The 16,089-nt window shown below is 61.2% G+C and carries 19 protein-coding genes; 4 read left to right on the plus strand and 15 right to left on the minus strand.

All coding sequences use genetic code 11. From position 1 onward, the window contains the following. Positions 1 to 170 precede the first annotated feature (170 nt). The 4 genes from KKP04_RS06310 to KKP04_RS06325 all read right to left on the minus strand — a co-directional run bounded on the left by KKP04_RS06310 (position 171) and on the right by KKP04_RS06325 (position 4,001). A complete protein-coding gene (locus tag KKP04_RS06310; protein ID WP_215028122.1) occupies positions 171 to 671 on the minus strand; it encodes an RNA pyrophosphohydrolase in 501 nt (166 codons plus the stop codon). Between the two features lie 160 nt (positions 672 to 831). Next, complete coding sequence (locus tag KKP04_RS06315) at positions 832 to 1,131, minus strand: hypothetical protein (protein ID WP_215028124.1); 300 nt, start codon at positions 1,129 to 1,131, stop codon at positions 832 to 834. Positions 1,132 to 1,222: 91 nt separating this feature from the next. Beyond that, positions 1,223 to 2,581 carry a S41 family peptidase gene (locus KKP04_RS06320; protein ID WP_215028132.1) on the minus strand — a complete coding sequence of 453 codons (1,359 nt, stop codon included), beginning with the start codon at positions 2,579 to 2,581 and terminating at the stop codon, positions 1,223 to 1,225. 7 nt (positions 2,582 to 2,588) lie between these two features. Beyond that, positions 2,589 to 4,001, minus strand: coding sequence for a murein hydrolase activator EnvC (locus KKP04_RS06325; RefSeq protein ID WP_215028134.1), 1,413 nt, complete (start codon positions 3,999 to 4,001; stop codon positions 2,589 to 2,591). Positions 4,002 to 4,313: 312 nt separating this feature from the next. Between KKP04_RS06325 and KKP04_RS06330 the strand changes: the two genes are divergently transcribed. From KKP04_RS06330 to KKP04_RS06340, 3 genes are all read left to right on the plus strand, one after another. Next, positions 4,314 to 4,799 carry a peroxiredoxin gene (locus KKP04_RS06330; RefSeq protein ID WP_215028136.1) on the plus strand — a complete coding sequence of 162 codons (486 nt, stop codon included), beginning with the start codon at positions 4,314 to 4,316 and terminating at the stop codon, positions 4,797 to 4,799. 163 nt (positions 4,800 to 4,962) lie between these two features. After that, positions 4,963 to 5,340 (plus strand): hypothetical protein, encoded by a 378-nt coding sequence (locus tag KKP04_RS06335; RefSeq protein WP_215028138.1) that lies wholly within the window; start codon positions 4,963 to 4,965, stop codon positions 5,338 to 5,340. A gap of 68 nt (positions 5,341 to 5,408) precedes the next feature. Continuing rightward, the gene (locus tag KKP04_RS06340) at positions 5,409 to 5,978 is read left to right on the plus strand and encodes a YcjF family protein (protein WP_215028140.1); all 570 of its coding nucleotides are present in this window, start codon (positions 5,409 to 5,411) and stop codon (positions 5,976 to 5,978) included. A 4-nt stretch (positions 5,979 to 5,982) separates the two neighbouring features. On the opposite strand, the gene rnhA is transcribed toward KKP04_RS06340, so the two are convergent. The 3 genes from rnhA to ispH are packed head-to-tail and all read right to left on the minus strand — an operon-like array spanning position 5,983 to position 8,398. Then, on the minus strand, positions 5,983 to 6,465 hold the full coding sequence (rnhA, locus tag KKP04_RS06345) for a ribonuclease HI (protein WP_215028142.1): 483 nt from the start codon (positions 6,463 to 6,465) through the stop codon (positions 5,983 to 5,985). Further along, a complete protein-coding gene (locus KKP04_RS06350) occupies positions 6,455 to 7,414 on the minus strand; it encodes a homoserine kinase (protein WP_215028144.1) in 960 nt (319 codons plus the stop codon). Before KKP04_RS06350 ends, rnhA begins: the two co-directional genes overlap by 11 nt. 21 nt (positions 7,415 to 7,435) lie before the next feature. Beyond that, positions 7,436 to 8,398, minus strand: coding sequence for a 4-hydroxy-3-methylbut-2-enyl diphosphate reductase (gene ispH / locus KKP04_RS06355; protein ID WP_215028146.1), 963 nt, complete (start codon positions 8,396 to 8,398; stop codon positions 7,436 to 7,438). Positions 8,399 to 8,652: 254 nt separating this feature from the next. Here ispH and KKP04_RS06360 point away from each other — a divergent pair, with 254 nt between their 5' ends. Continuing rightward, the gene (locus tag KKP04_RS06360; protein WP_215028148.1) at positions 8,653 to 9,291 is read left to right on the plus strand and encodes a hypothetical protein; all 639 of its coding nucleotides are present in this window, start codon (positions 8,653 to 8,655) and stop codon (positions 9,289 to 9,291) included. Positions 9,292 to 9,424: 133 nt separating this feature from the next. Here KKP04_RS06360 and KKP04_RS06365 read toward each other — a convergent pair whose 3' ends face one another. From KKP04_RS06365 to gph, 8 genes are all read right to left on the minus strand, one after another. Then, positions 9,425 to 10,312 carry a hypothetical protein gene (locus KKP04_RS06365; protein ID WP_215028150.1) on the minus strand — a complete coding sequence of 296 codons (888 nt, stop codon included), beginning with the start codon at positions 10,310 to 10,312 and terminating at the stop codon, positions 9,425 to 9,427. Positions 10,313 to 10,453: 141 nt separating this feature from the next. Next, positions 10,454 to 10,885, minus strand: a complete 432-nt coding sequence (locus tag KKP04_RS06370) for a hypothetical protein (protein ID WP_215028153.1) — start codon at positions 10,883 to 10,885, stop codon at positions 10,454 to 10,456. Between the two features lie 37 nt (positions 10,886 to 10,922). After that, on the minus strand, positions 10,923 to 12,134 hold the full coding sequence (rlmN, locus tag KKP04_RS06375; RefSeq protein ID WP_215028304.1) for a 23S rRNA (adenine(2503)-C(2))-methyltransferase RlmN: 1,212 nt from the start codon (positions 12,132 to 12,134) through the stop codon (positions 10,923 to 10,925). A gap of 71 nt (positions 12,135 to 12,205) precedes the next feature. After that, positions 12,206 to 12,709, minus strand: coding sequence for a hypothetical protein (locus KKP04_RS06380; protein ID WP_215028155.1), 504 nt, complete (start codon positions 12,707 to 12,709; stop codon positions 12,206 to 12,208). Positions 12,710 to 12,862: 153 nt separating this feature from the next. Then, positions 12,863 to 13,702: a bifunctional hydroxymethylpyrimidine kinase/phosphomethylpyrimidine kinase gene (gene thiD, locus KKP04_RS06385; protein ID WP_371818721.1), complete on the minus strand. Its 840-nt coding sequence runs from the start codon at positions 13,700 to 13,702 to the stop codon at positions 12,863 to 12,865. Continuing rightward, positions 13,699 to 14,526 (minus strand): sulfur oxidation c-type cytochrome SoxA, encoded by an 828-nt coding sequence (soxA, locus tag KKP04_RS06390; RefSeq protein ID WP_215028157.1) that lies wholly within the window; start codon positions 14,524 to 14,526, stop codon positions 13,699 to 13,701. The genes thiD and soxA overlap by 4 nt, the downstream gene beginning before the upstream one ends. A 39-nt stretch (positions 14,527 to 14,565) precedes the next feature. Beyond that, positions 14,566 to 14,985 (minus strand): sulfur oxidation c-type cytochrome SoxX, encoded by a 420-nt coding sequence (gene soxX, locus KKP04_RS06395; RefSeq protein WP_215028159.1) that lies wholly within the window; start codon positions 14,983 to 14,985, stop codon positions 14,566 to 14,568. A gap of 293 nt (positions 14,986 to 15,278) precedes the next feature. Then, positions 15,279 to 15,962, minus strand: a complete 684-nt coding sequence (gene gph / locus KKP04_RS06400) for a phosphoglycolate phosphatase (protein WP_215028161.1) — start codon at positions 15,960 to 15,962, stop codon at positions 15,279 to 15,281. Positions 15,963 to 16,089: the final 127 nt, after the last annotated feature.

Genomic DNA, 16,089 nt, shown 5'->3' on the forward strand with positions numbered 1-16,089 from the left:
GAGCAGCCGTACGCGATGAGCGTCGATGCATGCCCTGAAATCGGTGATTTAAATGTCCGGATTTGAAGCCCGGCTTATGCCTGAGGCGCTTCTAGCATAGACCCTTCACGCATTGCAACCCGGTGCAGCGAATTGAATGATCGTTTTTCGCCTTTGCGAAAGATCGTTCTTCATGGACCGAGAAGTTCAGCAAATTCAGCGAAAACCGCTTCGTAGGCCGCACGCTTGAAGCCCACGATCTCATCCACGACTTCGGCGGGCGTGGCCCACCGCCAGGAATCGAACTCCGGCTTGTGGCCGTCGAGCTTGAGGTTCATCTCGGAGTCGTGGCCCGTGAACTGCATCGCGTACCATTTCTGCTGCTGTCCCCGATACTTACCCTTGAGGGCCTTGCCGACAGAATCGGGCGGCAGGTCGTAATAGATCCAGTCCCGCGATTCCGCGAGGATCGAGACGCTCGTCACGCCCGTTTCCTCATACAGTTCGCGCAACGCCGCCGCCCTCGGGTCTTCGCCCTTGTCGATCCCCCCCTGCGGCATCTGCCAGCGCCGATTCGCCTCACCCGAAGCGAAGTCCTTCGTGCGGTGACCGATCCAGACGCGCCGTTCCGCGTTCAGAAGCACGATCCCGGCACAGAGCCGATAAGGGAGAATGGATTGTTGTATGAGCATCGCGGTTTTTTTCCTTATGATGCTGCGAGGGGCTTCGTCGCTTTTGAACCGCGAATAGCGGCGTTCTCCAGTGCAAGGCGGTTTACTTCTGTCGATGCGCTTCTAGCGCGCCAACGTTGCCGTCTCTCGGGGTTGGCTGAAGCCTTCGGGATCGGCGCTTCTATCGCGGCGCTTCCGATGCCGCGCCGGACGAGTAATCGAGTTGAACGGGAGGACGGTCCGGCAGAGCCGGCGCGGTTCCAGCTTCAGCGCGCCCATCCGCCGCAGGCTCGGAGTCGGCTCCCTCGGGCGATACGGCCTCGACCTTTGGCAGAGTGACCGGGCGAGGCATGTGACGCGTGTCGATCGGAATCACCAGACTGAGATCGTATTCATGCCCGGGATCGGACGAGGCGAACCACGCGATTGCACCTCCGAAGAACGCAAAGAACAGCCCGGCGACGATCAAAAGCGTTTTCATGGAGCATCCCTGTGCTTTGACAAAAAGCAAAAAGGCTCACGCTCTCGCATGAACCCTTTCACTATAGGATCGCGATCACAACTGCGGAAGTTTAATTCGGAACTTGCGCAGCCACGGCGGCCGCCGGAGCGGCTGCGTTTTCGACCTTCTTCGCCACCTCGATCTTCTTGCCGTGCAGATAGTCGATAGCGGCCTTCAACTGCACATCCTTTTCCTTCTCCTTCGGAACATAGGAGATACTGCCGGAAGCCTCCTGGGCGCCCTCGTTCTTCAGATGCCCGCGAAGGCTCGCTTCGCCCTTCGGCGTGAAGGACGCCATCTGCTGCTTGAGATCGTCGGGAAGCTCGGGCTCCACCAGATAATTCGGCGAAATGCCCGTGGCCTGAATCGAACGCCCGGATGGCGTGTAGTAGCGGGCGGTCGTGAGACGCAAGCCGCCATTCGCCCCGAGCGGGATCATGGTCTGGACCGAGCCTTTGCCGAACGAGCGTGTGCCGATGACTTCGGCGCGCTTGTGATCCTGCAAGGCGCCCGCCACGATTTCCGAAGCCGAGGCCGAACCGCCATTGATCAGAATGACCACGGGCTTGCCATCGGTTAGATCGCCGTTCTTCGCGCTCGCGCGGCTCGACTCGCTGGCGTTGCGGCCCTTCGTCAGCACGATCGCGCCCTTGTCGAGAAACGCGTCGGAAACTGCGATGGCCTGATCGAGAAGACCGCCTGGGTTGTTGCGGAGATCGAGGACGAAGCCCTTGAGCTTCGGACCGATCGTCTTCTTCAGATCCTCGATGCCCTGCTTCATGTATTCGTAGGTGTGCTCGCTCTGGAACGTCTTGACCTTGATCCAGCCGACATCGCCTTCGGCGCTATATTTCACCGGGTTGATGCGCACGATGTCACGCACGACCCGCGTCTGGATCGGAGCGTTCGCACCCTTGCGCATGATGGTCAGCATGATCGGCGAATCCACCGGCCCGCGCATCTTCTCCACCGCTTCGTTCAACGAAAGCCCCTGAATGGACTCGCCGTCGAGGTGGGTTATGTAGTCGCCCGACATAACACCCGCGCGATCCGCCGGCGTGTTGTCGATGGGCGAAATCACTTTCACGACGCCGTCTTCCATCGTGACCTCGATGCCGAGCCCGCCGAACTCGCCGCGGGTCTGCACCTGCATGTCCTGAAAGTCTTTCGGCGTGAGATAACTCGAATGCGGATCGAGCCCCTGCAACATGCCGTTGATCGCGTTTTCGATCAGCTTTGTGTCGTTCGGCTTTTCCACGTACTCCGCGCGGACGCGCTCGAGCACCTCTCCGAAAAGGTCAAGCTGCCGGTAAATTTCCGCGTTCGCAGCAATCGCCTGATCCCGGCGCGTGGATTGCAAAATGAAAAAGCTGGCCGTGCAAACCAGCGCAACAAGAAGGGTACCGAGCGCGAGTTCGGATTTGCGCATTGTATAATCAACCTTTTCCTCCCGCAGACCACCACGGTGCGGGATCGACAGACTGCTGCTCTCTACGAAATTCCACGTAGAGTGACGGGCGTTGAGGCGTCGCTCCGTCAGCGCGGGTCTCGGAACCCATCGCTGCCAAGGGCTCACCGGCGAGAACGAATTGACCCTGCTCGACCTCAATCCGCTCCATGCCTGCTATTACAACATGATAGCCCCCACCGGGATCGATAATCAAGAGTTGACCATAGGAGTGGAACGGGCCGGCGAACAAAACCTGACCGTCGCAGGGCGAAACAACCCGCGCTCCAGCACGCGACTCCAAGTGAATGCCCTTCGACGGGCTACCATCTTCGGTTGTTTGCCCAAAGTTGACAAGTGCTTTTCCCTGCACCGGCATCGGCAAGAGACCTTGCGCCGCAGCGAAGGGTATGGACGGTTTCATGCGGCCCGCCTGAAGCGCAACCCGCGTCGCGTCGGGCTTGAATTCGCTTCCCTTGCTGTCGGCTTCGGCCTTGCTCGCCGCGGCGCTGATGGCGGGAAGCATCTCCTCAAGGCTCCGGATGCCCGCCATATTGATCTTCGTCGCGCTGCGAAGCCTTTCCAGCGTGGCGGCGGTCGCCTGGATCTGCTCCCTGTTTTCGCTGAGAAGAAGATCGAGTTGCGCCTTGATCCTGATGTTCTGCGCCTGTTCGATCCTGCGGCGTTGCTCCTGAAGCGCGGCGTCTTTCTCGATCGCCTCCAGCGCGTCGACATCGGCGGTTAACTGTGTGGCGAGTTTTTCGACGTCTGCATAAAACGTCGCCAGAACCATGCCGCTGCGGATCATCTTCAGCGCGTCGCGCGTGTGCGTGATGAGAAGCGGCGGCGGCTGGCGCGAAAGCCCCTGCATGAGAGCGAAGAGCGCCGAAAGCTGCTCGCTTTTGGCGTCAAGCTTCGCCCGCTCTTCCTTCATCTTTTCGCGCGTTTCGGCGAGCCGCACCTCAAGTTGCGAAAGGCGCTTCTCGGACTGCCTCAGCGAGCGCGCCGTCTCGACGAGCCGCGACTGAAGCCGCGCGCGGTTGTTTGCCAGCGTGCGCCTGTCTCTCGCTAATTCGCCCTGACGCGCCTTGATCTCTTCGAGGCGCATCTTGCGCCGGATATAAAGCTCCCGAGCCTGCTCGATGTCGAGCTTCGCCTCGGCGGACCCCTTCTTGCCGGAGCGCCGCCTGGGATTGATGCGATTCTTGATGCCCTTGTTGACGGGCCTGGAGGCGCGAGCCCTCGTCGCGGGCGGTCCCGACGGGGACTGTGCGCCAGCCTTCTCGGCGTCGCCCGATCCGAAGAAGTTGCTGATCAGATCGTCGGCGGCGCGGCTAGCCTCCGGCGAGAACGCCAGAAGCGCCCCGCAAAGGACGAACGAAACGAGATATCGCCGCGCCAATCGCCTTCCCCCAAAAGAAAATCGCGCACTTTCCGATGGCGCGTCCGGTTCGGTTCTCGCACCGATATCGGCGCGAAATTATGAGCCTCATCGGTAAGCGGCAACATCTTTTGGACCAAAGCGAGGCTTCCGCCCACCGCTCGCCGAAAGACGGCACCCTTTTTTCCGCCCGCTCCGCGTTCAAGTCATCGTGAAGCGCCTCCTGCCGGATTGTCGGAAAATGGGTCGCTTCATAAGTGGCGAGCAAGAGGTCGTGTTCGGATGAAACGCGGTCCCCGGATCCGCAGGCACGGCGGCACAGAGGAGAGAACCATGGCAATCGCACCCGGCGCCCATCTTCCCCATGCGAAATTCACGATCATGACCGCGAGCGGCCCGGCCGAAATTACCACGGACGAGCTTTTCGGCGGCAAGAAAGCCGTGCTCTTCGCGGTTCCCGGCGCGTTCACACCGACATGCAGCCTCGCGCACCTGCCCGGCTTCGTCGAGCACGCGGACGACTTCGCCGCGAAGGGCGTCGAAGTGGTGGCGTGCACCGCCGTCAACGACGTGTTCGTTCTGGACGCTTGGGCGAAATCCACCGGAGCCGCGGACAGGATCGTGTTTCTTGCGGATGGCAGCGGCGATTTCGCCAAGGCGATCGGGCTCGATCTCGACGCGGGCGCGTTCGGCCTCGGCCTTCGCTCGAAGCGTTATGCGATGTTGCTCGAAGACGGCGCGGTGAAAGCGCTTCACGTCGAGGAAAACCCGTCCGTCGCGGAGGCGTCGAGCGCGGAGAAGCTTCTGGCGGAGCTTTAGCGGCGCATCGTTGCGATCGATTTTGGAAGCAGGGGGCTCTGAAGATCGGCACCGAAGAGCGACAATGTATGCATGCTTCATCAACGGAATCGCATTGCAAGTATTTATATAAATGCTATAATTGTCTTTATATAGACTGGATCGATTACTAGTGAGGGGCGGGATGGAGGACATCGTTCAAAAAATCTTTGACGCCTTGCGGGGAGAGGGGGCTGAGTTAGAAATATCGGAAGTGCATGGTTTCCCCGACCTTATTGAAGCACTTAACGCGTTAGGAATCAACGAGACGACATTTACAATAGACCAACTAAATATGCTGATCTCTCAACTAGATCGGTTGCCTACCCCCAATGCGGGAATTAGTTTAGATAATAACCATGACGCGTCCGGCCATGATTTTTCAGTTAGCCCTCGAGAGGTTTCTTTTGGTGCCGCAGGATCCTGCTATAACTGTTACGGCACTGGTGTAGTTTGGTCGTTTTCCGAAAGGAAAAACAAGAAGTGCTCAGTTTGCGGCGGCTCAGGGATCGGCCCCGTTTAAAACAACAGTACTGCTTGGCAATTATACCGCGAATTAATAATGTGGGTTAAACCATCTAAGGTGGGGATATGTCGGATCATCAATTTTCGAGAGACTTACAAAAAGGTCTTGAAAATCTACGTGATAAGATGGACAGCATTGAGGAAACAAAAGCAGTTATAAAGGAATTGGAACCGAAGGCAGAGGCTATCATTTGGGCGAATACAATAGTAAACGCTGGCCTTGGAGTTGCTCCTGTTGGGATTAACATACTAACATTTATCGCGGCAAATACAACAATGATAATTAGCCTTGGCCATATTTATGGCTATACTCTGTCGAGAGAGCAAGCAGGATCACTTATAAAGCAGATTTTTATGGCTGCGGGCATGGTCTGGGCCATGGGCGTGCTCGGAATGAAGCTTTTTTTGGAAATAGTAAAAGTTGCGGGTATAGCCACCGCAGGTACCGCAACAGCGGTTGGGATGGCGCTAGATGGGGTGCTTTGCGGAGGCCTTTCATATGCACTCGGCTATACGTCGAAGATGTATTTTGTGAAGGATTGCAAGCTGACAACCAAGGAGATGAGCGCAGAATTTAAGATTCGCTTCGAGGAAGGTAGACGGAAAGCGCGAGAAGCCGCCTCTAGTAAACGCTGATGCATCACGTGTTCGAGGAGCTGATGTCTTTCTGCTCGGCGATGGCCTTCTGCGTAAGCTTGTCGGCGCGCTCGTTCAGCGCGTTGCCCGCATGCCCCTTAACCCAGTGCCAGCGCACGTCATGACCCTGTCGCGCCGCGTCGAGGCGCTGCCAGAGTTCGGCGTTCTTGACGGGCTTGCGGGCGGCGGTCTTCCAGCCGTTCGCCTTCCAGCCGCCGATCCATTGCGTGATACCGTTGCGCACATATTGCGAGTCGGTGAACAGATCGACCTCGCAGGGGCGCGTCAGCTCTTCGAGCGCCCTGATCGCGCCCATGAGTTCCATGCGGTTGTTGGTGGTGAGCGGCTCGCCGCCCCACAGATCCTTCTCGCGGCCCTTGTAAATCAGCACCGCGCCCCAGCCGCCGGGGCCGGGGTTTCCGTGGCAGCCGCCGTCCGTGTAGACGACGACAGCGCCCTCGCGGGGGCCTTCGGCCTCAGAGGCCATAAGCGCTCGCCTGCTTCACGCCGTCGTGGAAGGTGAGCTTGCGCCAATATTCCATCGGGTCTTTCCGTTTCACGAAGGCGGTGTCGGGCGTGTTGAACCAGTCATAAGCGCGGGTGAGGAAAAAGCGGATCGCTGCCCCTCTCGCCAGCAGCGGCAGCGCGGCCACCTCGGCCTCATCCAGCGCGCGCACCGAATTATAGCCGGCGAACAACGCGCGCGCCTTCGTCACATTGAACGCGCCGTTCAGCTCGAAACACCACGCGTTCATAGAGATCGCAAGATCGTAGGCGAACAGGTCGTTGCATGCGAAATAGAAGTCGATCAGGCCCGAAACGCGGTCATCGAGGAAAAACACGTTGTCGGGAAACAGGTCTGCGTGGATGACGCCTCGCGGGAGGTCGCTTGGCCAATGGGCGGCGATGTCGCCGAGATGGCGGGTGAGCGAGGTGGAAATCTTCGGGACGAGTCTGTCCGCAAGCCCTTCGATGCTCGTGAAAAGCTCCTGCCATCCCGCCACCGACAAGGCATTGTCGCGGCCAAGCGTGAAATCGCGCCCGGCCAGATGCAGGCGCGCGAGCGCTTCGCCGAGCGATTGGCAATGAACCGGCCGCGGCCGGTTGAGCGAACACCCCGGCAGGAAAGTGACGAACGCGGCGGGCCTTCCGGCAAGCGTCTGTAGAATACGCCCCTCGCGATCATGCACCGGCAAGGGACAACTCACGCCGTTTCGCGCAAGATGTTCCATCAGGCCGAGGAAAAAGGGCAGATCGCCCGCCGCCACGCGCTTTTCATAGAGCGTGAGGATATATTGGGCCTTGTCCGTCCCGAGATAGAAATTGCTGTTTTCGACGCCCTCGGCGATGCCCTTGAAGGCCGTCACTTGTCCGATGTCGTACTTTTTCAGCAACGCGTCGAGTTCTTCGACCGATACTTCCGTGTAAACAGCCATGTCACGCGTGTCGCGCTGCGCTCACTGGGCAGCGGCCTGCTGGAGCGCGCGCGGAATCTTGAAAATGACGTCCTCGGTTGCCGTCCGAACGATTTCGACGGTGACGTCGTAGCGCGCCTTGAATTTTTCGATGATTTCGTCGACGAGCACTTCGGGAGCGGACGCACCGGCGGTCAGGCCGAGCACCGCGATTCCTTCTAGATCCTCCCACGGAATTTCCGAAGCCTTCTGCACGAGCATCGCCTTCGGGCAGCCCGCGCGCACCGCCACTTCGACGAGCCGCTTCGAATTGGAACTGTTGGGCGCGCCGACGACGAGAATGGCGTCGCACTTGCTGGCAATGGCCTTCACCGCGCGCTGCCTGTTCGTCGTGGCGTAACAGATGTCTTCCTTCGCCGGCCCCTGAATGAGCGGGAACCGGGCCTTGAGCGCGGAGATCATCTCGACGGTGTCGTCGATGGAAAGCGTCGTCTGGGTGATATAGGCGAGCTTCGATGGATCGCGCGGTTCGAAGTTTTCCACATCCTTCACCTGCTCGATCAGGGTCACCGCCCCCTCGGGGAGCTGGCCGAGCGTGCCGATCACTTCCGGATGGCCCGAATGACCGATGAGGATGATATCGAGGCCAGCCTTGTGGTGGCGCTCCGCCTCAAAATGCACCTTCGAGACGAGCGGGCAGGTGGCGTCGAGATAAAAGAACTTCCGCTTCGCTGCCTCCACGGGCACCGACTTCGGCACGCCATGCGCGGAAAAAATGACCGGAGCGTCGGTGTTGGGAATCTCGTTCAGCTCCTCCACGAAGACCGCGCCCTTGGCTTCGAGGCCCTCGACGACCGTGCGATTGTGGACAATCTCATGACGGACATAGACCGGAGCGCCGAACTTCTCGATCGCCATTTCCACGATCTGGATCGCGCGGTCCACACCCGCGCAAAACCCTCTGGGCGCGGCGAGGAGAACTTCGAGGCGTGGTTTTTCCGTCATCAGGCCCATCTCCAGAACTGAGCGATTCGCAAAAGGGGTGCGGAACTCCGCAAAAAGGTCAAATTTGGCAGGGAAGGGGAGCGTCGAAGCTTGCGGCCCTCTCTCCGGCTCGTTAGGCTCGCGGAGCGCTCGAAATCCGGTGCCATCTTGTAGCAATAAAGAGCGCGACAAACCATAAAAAAGCAACGCTACTCAAAGTCGCGGGCTTTGAGGGAAGTGTTTAATTCTTTGGTAAAGAAGGAACGATGGGGCAAATGAAGGTGTCTTCAACGGCAGTGTTGCGGCTGCTCGGTTGCGGTTGCATCGCCGTTTCGGTCAGTGCCTGCGGGCTGTCGCAAATGCCGTCTGTCGGCGATGGCGGCATCTTCGCAAGCAAAAAAGCAGAGCCTTCGTGGACCCCGATCATCACCGAAGACAGCATGATCACGGCTGCTCGAACGAATTCGGACGGCCCGGTGGAAATGGCGGCTGCGGCCGGATGCCCTCCCCTTCGGGTCGAGGGTGGCCAGCGCTACGTGACGATCTATGAAATCAACCGCATCGGCGATGCATCCGCTGTGATCCATCGCGCCGAAATCACGAAGACTGCGCGCGAATGCCAGGCCACGATGGGTGTCGTGCAGGTCAAATACGGCCTCGCGGGCCGTGTGCTTCTCGGCCCGAAAGGCAAGCCGGGAGCCGTAACGCTGTCCATCGAGATGCAAGTGATCGACAAGGCGAAGAACAAGGTCAAGTCCGAGGCGTTCAACGTCTCCGTGAGCATTAGCACGCAGAACCCGATTTCGTACTTCGCTCTGGTCCGGGATGTGACGATCCCCGTTCGCGAAGGCACGACACCGCAGGATTACACCATTTCGTTCGCTTTCGAGAAGAAGGGCCCAGGCGCGGCCTAGATCAGCCTGCGCTGATCGGCAATAGAAACCTACAGCCTCGTGCCGCGTCTGATTTGCGGCACGAGGCTGTAGATCCCGTTCCGATCTGATTGAATCGCAATCAGATCGGTAAATCTCTTCATCAGATTGCGCTCTAAACCGCGTGAGACCGCCGCGCCATGCTCGACTGGTTCGTTCTGTCGAGTTCCTTCAACCGCTGATAGGCGTTGACGCTGCCGAGATCGGCCGCCTTCCGATACCACTCGCGGGCACGCTCGACGTCGGCCGCGAGGCCCCAATCCGGGCGGTGCCTGACGTTCGCCGGATCGTAGGTTTCCGCGAGCGCGAGCGCGCCGCGCACGCTGCCGTATCGGGCCAGCACTTCCAGAATCGCGCGTCCGCCCGCGCCGTCGCCACGCGCGAGCTGGCTCAGGCCGCGCTCCATCAGGGCATCCTCGGTGCCCCTGTTCACTTCCGGCTCGGCTTCCACAGCCGACTCGCCGACACTCGCCTGAATCGTCTCCGGCGGCGCGATAGCGATTTCCGGACGCACTTCGACGTTAAAGGCCTTTTCGACGCGCGGCACGACCGGCATCGCGATTTCGCCGCCTTTGAAATAGCCGACAAGCACATAGCCGGACGCGGCCACCACAACGCTCGAGATCGAAACGGCCGCAACGTTTCTCCAGGCGCGGCTGCGCTTCGACCGGCGCGACTCGGCCTGCGGCGGTTTTACGGCGATAGGCCGGATGATCGACACGGGGCGAACGGGCGCGCCGCTTTCTCCGTTGGGCGCGGTCTCCAGCCGCTGAGGCTGCATCGTCTGGACGTAAGCTGTTGGAATGGACGCCGAGAGCACGGCCAATTCGCGCTCCAGAGCGGCGCGGCTTTCCTCGAAAGATCGATAGGACTGCGCCGCCGGCCGCGACAATGACGACGAATGATGCGGCGCGGGTCGAGGCGGCGGCGGTGCGGACGGATCGTGATCCACCGCGAGATTGGTTGCCGCTCGTTCCAGAATGTTACGCCACGAGTCGCCCATGACAAACGCCCCTTACCTCAACTTGCCCAGCCTCCCATTTAATGAGGCAATATGGCCACGCTGAGGTTAAAATCGGTCGTTTGTATGCGATTTTAGTAGGGTTGGGTCCAGCATGCCTCAGTTGAGGCAGGCGGCGGCGCTTCAGCGCGCCGGACCTGAATAACCCGCGATCAGCCAATAGATTGTGCCCGCGACGCAACCCGCCATCACCAGCGCGGCCGACACCGGCGAGGTGAGCGAGGAGAGATCCACGCGCCAGAACGCGCCCGCGAGCACCGCCGAAAGCGCGCCCGTCGCGCCCGCATAGAACAGCAACGACCGAGACCGCAGCACTTCGCCGAGCAGCACGCCCGCGATGGCGGCCGCCAGAACCACTGCCCCGCCGCCCTGAAGCGCGAGGATCGCGTTTTCGAAGTTCGCGTCGAAGATAAAAGCTTCGTCCGGCGCCGTCGCCTGAAGCCGCTCGACCTCCTTCACAAGCTTCACCGCATGCAGCGCGACGAGCGAAATCCAGCCGACGACGCCGGACAAGATGACGGCGAACAGCACGCGAAAGAAATGTCCTATGCTCATTGCCGTCCCCGTTTTTTCCGCGCTCGCTTGTGCCGCATCAAATCGCCGCGTCGACGGCCTGTGCTCCTGCTTCGCGCCGTGCGCTCGCGCGAAGCTTCTCGCTTGCCGATTTAAGCTGTCCGCAGGCCGCCATGATGTCGCGGCCGCGCGGCGTGCGGATCGGGCTCGCATAGCCCGCGCGGTTCACCACGTCGGCGAAGCGCTCGATCTGCGCCCAGTCCGAGCATTCGTAAGCCGTGCCCGGCCAAGGATTGAACGGGATCAGGTTGATTTTCGACGGGATACCCTTCAGGAGCCTCACCAGCTCCTTCGCCTCCGCGACGGAGTCGTTAACACCCTTCAGCATCACATATTCAAACGTCATGCGCCGCGCATTCGACAGACCCGGATAGGCACGGCAGGCGGCGAGGAGTTCCTTGAGCGGATATTTGCGATTGATCGGCACGAGTTCGTCGCGCAGGTCGTCGCGGACGGCGTGAAGCGAAATCGCCAGCATCACCCCCATTTCCTCACCCGCGCGATGCATCATCGGCACCACGCCGGAGGTGGACAGCGTGAGACGCCGCTTCGAGAAGGACAGCGCGTCCGCGTCGGTCGCAAGCCCCACAGCCGCCTTCACATTGTCGAAATTGTAGAGCGGCTCGCCCATGCCCATGAGCACGATATTCGTGATCTTGCGCTCCGACTCGGGGATGCCGTGCCGGTCGGCGGGGCCGTCCGCGTCCGGCCAGTCGCCCACACGGTCGCGCGCGACGAGGATCTGCCCGACGATCTCCGCCGCTGTGAGGTTGCGCACGAGCCGTTGCGTGCCCGTGTGGCAGAAGGAGCAGTTCAGCGTGCAGCCCACCTGACTCGAAATGCACAGCGTCCCGCGATCCGGCTCCGGGATGTAGACCGTCTCGATTTCCGGCGCGCGCTCGGCCGGATGCGATGGCGCGAGGCGCAGCAGCCATTTGCGCGTGCCGTCCTCGGAAATTTGCTCGGCGGCGATCTCCGGCCGCGCCAGCGTGAATCGCGCGTCGAGTTCGGCGCGAAGCGACTTCGCAATGTTGGTCAGCGCCATGAAATCGGTCGCGCCGCGCGCATAGGTCCAGTTCCAGAGCTGCGCGGCGCGCATCTTGGCCTGGTTCGCGGGAACACCCGCTTCGGCGAGCGCAGCCATTAGTTCGGGGCGCGTCATGCCCGCAAGCGAGGGCCTCAGCACCGCCGAGGCGGCCGCGACGGGCGGATTTTCGAGAAGCGTTGTCATGAACGCAAAATAGAAGACGGGCGCGCGCTTCACAAGCGCCGCCATCCTTCGCGGCGCCTGTATCTGGCCGATCAGCGCGTCAACTGCACCGAAGCGACGGGAACTTGCCGCCCTTTCGCGCTGTCGAACTGCGTGATCGAGACGGCGTGGCTGCCGGTCTCCTTGAAGGTCACGTGGAATCTGCCTCTGAAGTGCGGGCTGTCGGCGTCGAAAATGAGCTGATTTCCGTCGATGCTGCCGGTGACAGCGCCCGTATTATGCGCGACCTTTTCCTCGAACAAGCCTTCGACGCGATTGCCCATGCACGTGACCCGGCTCGCCGCCTCGATTTTCCACGCCGTTCCCGCGCAGACGATGATCTGGTTGATCTTGTCCCCACCGGCCAGCGAATAGGAGATACGGCACGCGATCCGCTCGGGCGAGCCGCCGATGGGCGTAACCGCGCCCCTGCCTTTCCACGCACCGTTGAGGCTTTTCATGAGTTCCAGCCCCTGGCTCGAACACAGGGCGAAGGCCGGGCTGGCCGCCGCCAGCATGAGACCGGCGGTGCAGCTTGCGACAACGGCTTTGAACATGAGACTTCCTCTCGCGGGCAACGAACCACATTTGCGGTTTCGACGCCGAATGCAGCAAAAGAATGATCCGCCGCTCACGTCTTCGAAACCGCTTCCCATTCGAATTAAGGCGGGGCGAAACCGGCGGCAATGGCGCACATGCGCTCAGGTTTATTAAATTTTTGGCATCTTCCAGAAATGCGCCAGCGGCCCCGCGCCGTCGCCGATATGAAGGGCGTCCGCGGCGAGCAGCGCGCCTTGGACATAGGCCTTCGCGGCTTCGATGGCGGCGACGAGCGGCAGCCCTTGCGCGCGGTGCGCGGCAATCGCCGCTGACAGCGTGCAGCCGGTTCCATGGGTGTTGCGGGTCGGCACGCGAGGCGCGATGAAGCGTTGAATTTCGGTGCCGTCGAAAAGCACGTCCGTCGCCGTCGCGCCGCCTGCGTGGCCCCCCTTGATCAGCACGGCGCGCGGGCCCAGCGCGTGAATGCCGCGCGCCTGAGCCTCGATTTCTTCGTCGGTACGCGCAATGGAAACGTCGAGAAGCGCAGCCGCTTCGGCGAGGTTTGGCGTGATGAGATCGGCGAGCGGAAACAGACCTTCGATCAGGGCATGCACGGCCGATGGTTCGAGAAGCCGCGCGCCGGAGGTCGAGACCATCACCGGATCGACCACCACAGGCACGCCGCCCGCCCAGTGCCGAAGCCGGTCCGCCGTCGCCTCGATCTGCTCCGCGCCGCCGAGCATGCCGGTCTTTACCGCGCGAACGTTCAAATCAGCGAACACCGCGTCGATTTGCGCGGCGACGATGTCGCCCGGCACGAGATGAACGGCGCTTACGCCTTTCGTGTTCTGCGCCGTGATGGCGGTAATCGCGGTCGCGCCGTAAATGCCGAGGGCCGCGAATGTCTTGAGGTCGCCCTGAATGCCAGCGCCGCCCGACGAATCCGATCCGGCGATGGACAGCACCGCCGGCTCCTTTGGCGGGGCGGCGGCGCTTGCATCAGCGTTCACGGCCGCACGCCGGGCGCGGTGATGGGCAAATTCCGGCTGCGCCAGTTAAGGAATAGTTCGAGCGCGATGTAATCGTCCGACCCGTCGGGCTGCCCCTTGCCACGAACCAGAGTATTGCACATGCGAAACCGCTCATGCAGCGTGATGACCCGCTGCTGGTCCGTCTTGTAGGCGGGATAGGCCACGGGATGCCCCTGACTGAGGGCGTCCCCTCCGAACTTCTGGCCGAACCGCTCATGGTGGCACTGCGCGCAGGACAATTGCAGAAGCCCCTGTTTCGTCTGGTAGAGAGCGCGCCCGCGCTCGAAGAGTTCCGCCGCCGGGCCGGTATTGTCGACGGTTTCAGGGATGCCGCGCGCGAGCCATCGGAGATAGGCCGTCATTCCGAGCATGGGCGTGCTGTCTTCCGCCAGCACGTCCGCGCCCAGATTGCCCTTGCGGCAAAGGTTGATGCGCGAGGTCAGCGTGATCACCTCTTTCAAACCCGAGACATATTTCGGATAGGTCGCGGCAGCCTGCCTGACGCCGTTTCTGTTGCCCGAGCCGTGGCAGGAGCGACACGATCTGCCGAGCGTTCCCTCCGGCGCGGCCCACGCCCTCTCACCCGTCTCGACGAGAGCGAAGGCCGGATTGTCGAAATCGTCCGCCTGCTGCGCGGCAATGGCCGGCGGAAGAAATTCCTCGCCGGGAATGAGATACCTCAGGGGGTTCGACGGATCGGCGGGCGCGAAGGCGCGCCGAGGCTGCCCATCCGCAGTGAAAACGGCAGCGGCAAAGATCCCTATTGCGATCTGAAACAGTGCCGCACCGAGGTTCCCTCTCACCGGTACGCCTCCCAGTAGCGGGCTTGCCTTTGGCCCGATTTATTTTAACGTCTTCAGGTATGCGATCAGATCCTCGACTTCCGCCGCGTTCAGGATCGACGGTTCGCTCGAGTCGGACTTGTAGTAGGGCGGCATGATGGCGTCTGGAAAGTAGACCTTCGCATCAACGAGAATTTGCCGAAGTTGCCCTTCCGAGTAGCGGCTGCCGATTCCGTCGAGCGCCGGGCCGATGCCGCCCTGATCGGCGACGGTCGTGACTGCGCTTATCTTGTGACAACTCAGGCAATCGCCCCGCTGGCGGTCGATGAGCACTTCGCGGCCGCGCACGATATCGCCGGGTTTTCCCGTAAGCGGCGTTGGCAGGCTCTGAAGCGAAAACGCCAGCCTCGCCGGGCCATCGGGATTCATGTATTCGAGATAATAACCTGCGGTTTTCCGTTTACATTCGGCGGCGGACACGTCCACAGCGCATGAAAAAGAAAATACAACCAACGATGCCGCCCACAAAAAAAGCGAGGCGCGCCCCTGCATCTTAGCCATTTCCTGCCCTCGGCTCGGCCGTTTCCAACAAAGTGGCAAAATCAGCGAGCGTCGAACAGGATCTATTCCACGCAACACGCCGATCTTCTACCCGTATTCAATGCATGAGGCGGAAATTCGCTCGATCCGTAACCACCCCCGTAGGCGCGCTACAATATTTAGCTTTCCGGGAGCGTCAACCATATAGTTTGATTCAAATTAAGGTTGTCGGCTCAAGCGTCGCGGCGCAACCCGTCAAGCGCCTGCGGAAGTTCCCCTAGCGACGCGATGAGGGCGTCGCCGCCGAGAAGGCCGGGCGCTATGCGGCTGTAGCCGAACGTCACGACGACAGAGCGCACACCCGCCGCTTTCGCACAGCCGACGTCGGCCTCGCTGTCGCCGACCATCACCGCGCAGCATGGAGAAACGTCGAGCGCCGCGAGCACTTCGAGCAGCGGCTCGGCGTCGGGCTTGCGCTTGAAGCCGTCTCGCTCGCCGATGACGGCGCCGAAATATTTCGCGAGGTCGAGTTGTTCGAGGATGGCGAGCGTCGCGGCGTGGTGCTTGTTGGTGCAAAGGCCGAGCTTGCGGCCCTCGGCTACGAGCCGCTCCAGCAGCTCGCGCGCGCCGGGATAGATCTCGGTGTGCGTCGTGAGGTTTTCGCGATAGGCGGCGATGAAGTCTTCCACCACGGGCTGGATGTGCGTCGGCGCCAGACCGCGTGCTACAAGGGCGCGCTGGACGAGCGTCGGCACGCCGCCGCCGACCATGTCCTTGACCTCCGCGCTGCTGAACGGCGCAAGGCCGCGCGCACCCGTTGCGGTGTTGAGCGCGTGCGTGATGTCGGGCGCGCTGTCGATCAATGTTCCGTCGAGGTCGAAAACCACCGCACGCGGCCAATTCGGTTCACCCGTCACGCCTTGCTTCCCTTTGTATCGGCCGCGGATGCGGCCCGTCAAAAATGGATGGCCGGGACGAGCCCGGCCATGGCGGCTTTTGTTCTGGCAGCGATATTACAGCCTCGTGTCTCAAATCAGACGCAGC

Source organism: Rhodomicrobium sp. Az07 (genome assembly GCF_018619475.1).
Classification (GTDB): domain Bacteria; phylum Pseudomonadota; class Alphaproteobacteria; order Rhizobiales; family Rhodomicrobiaceae; genus Rhodomicrobium.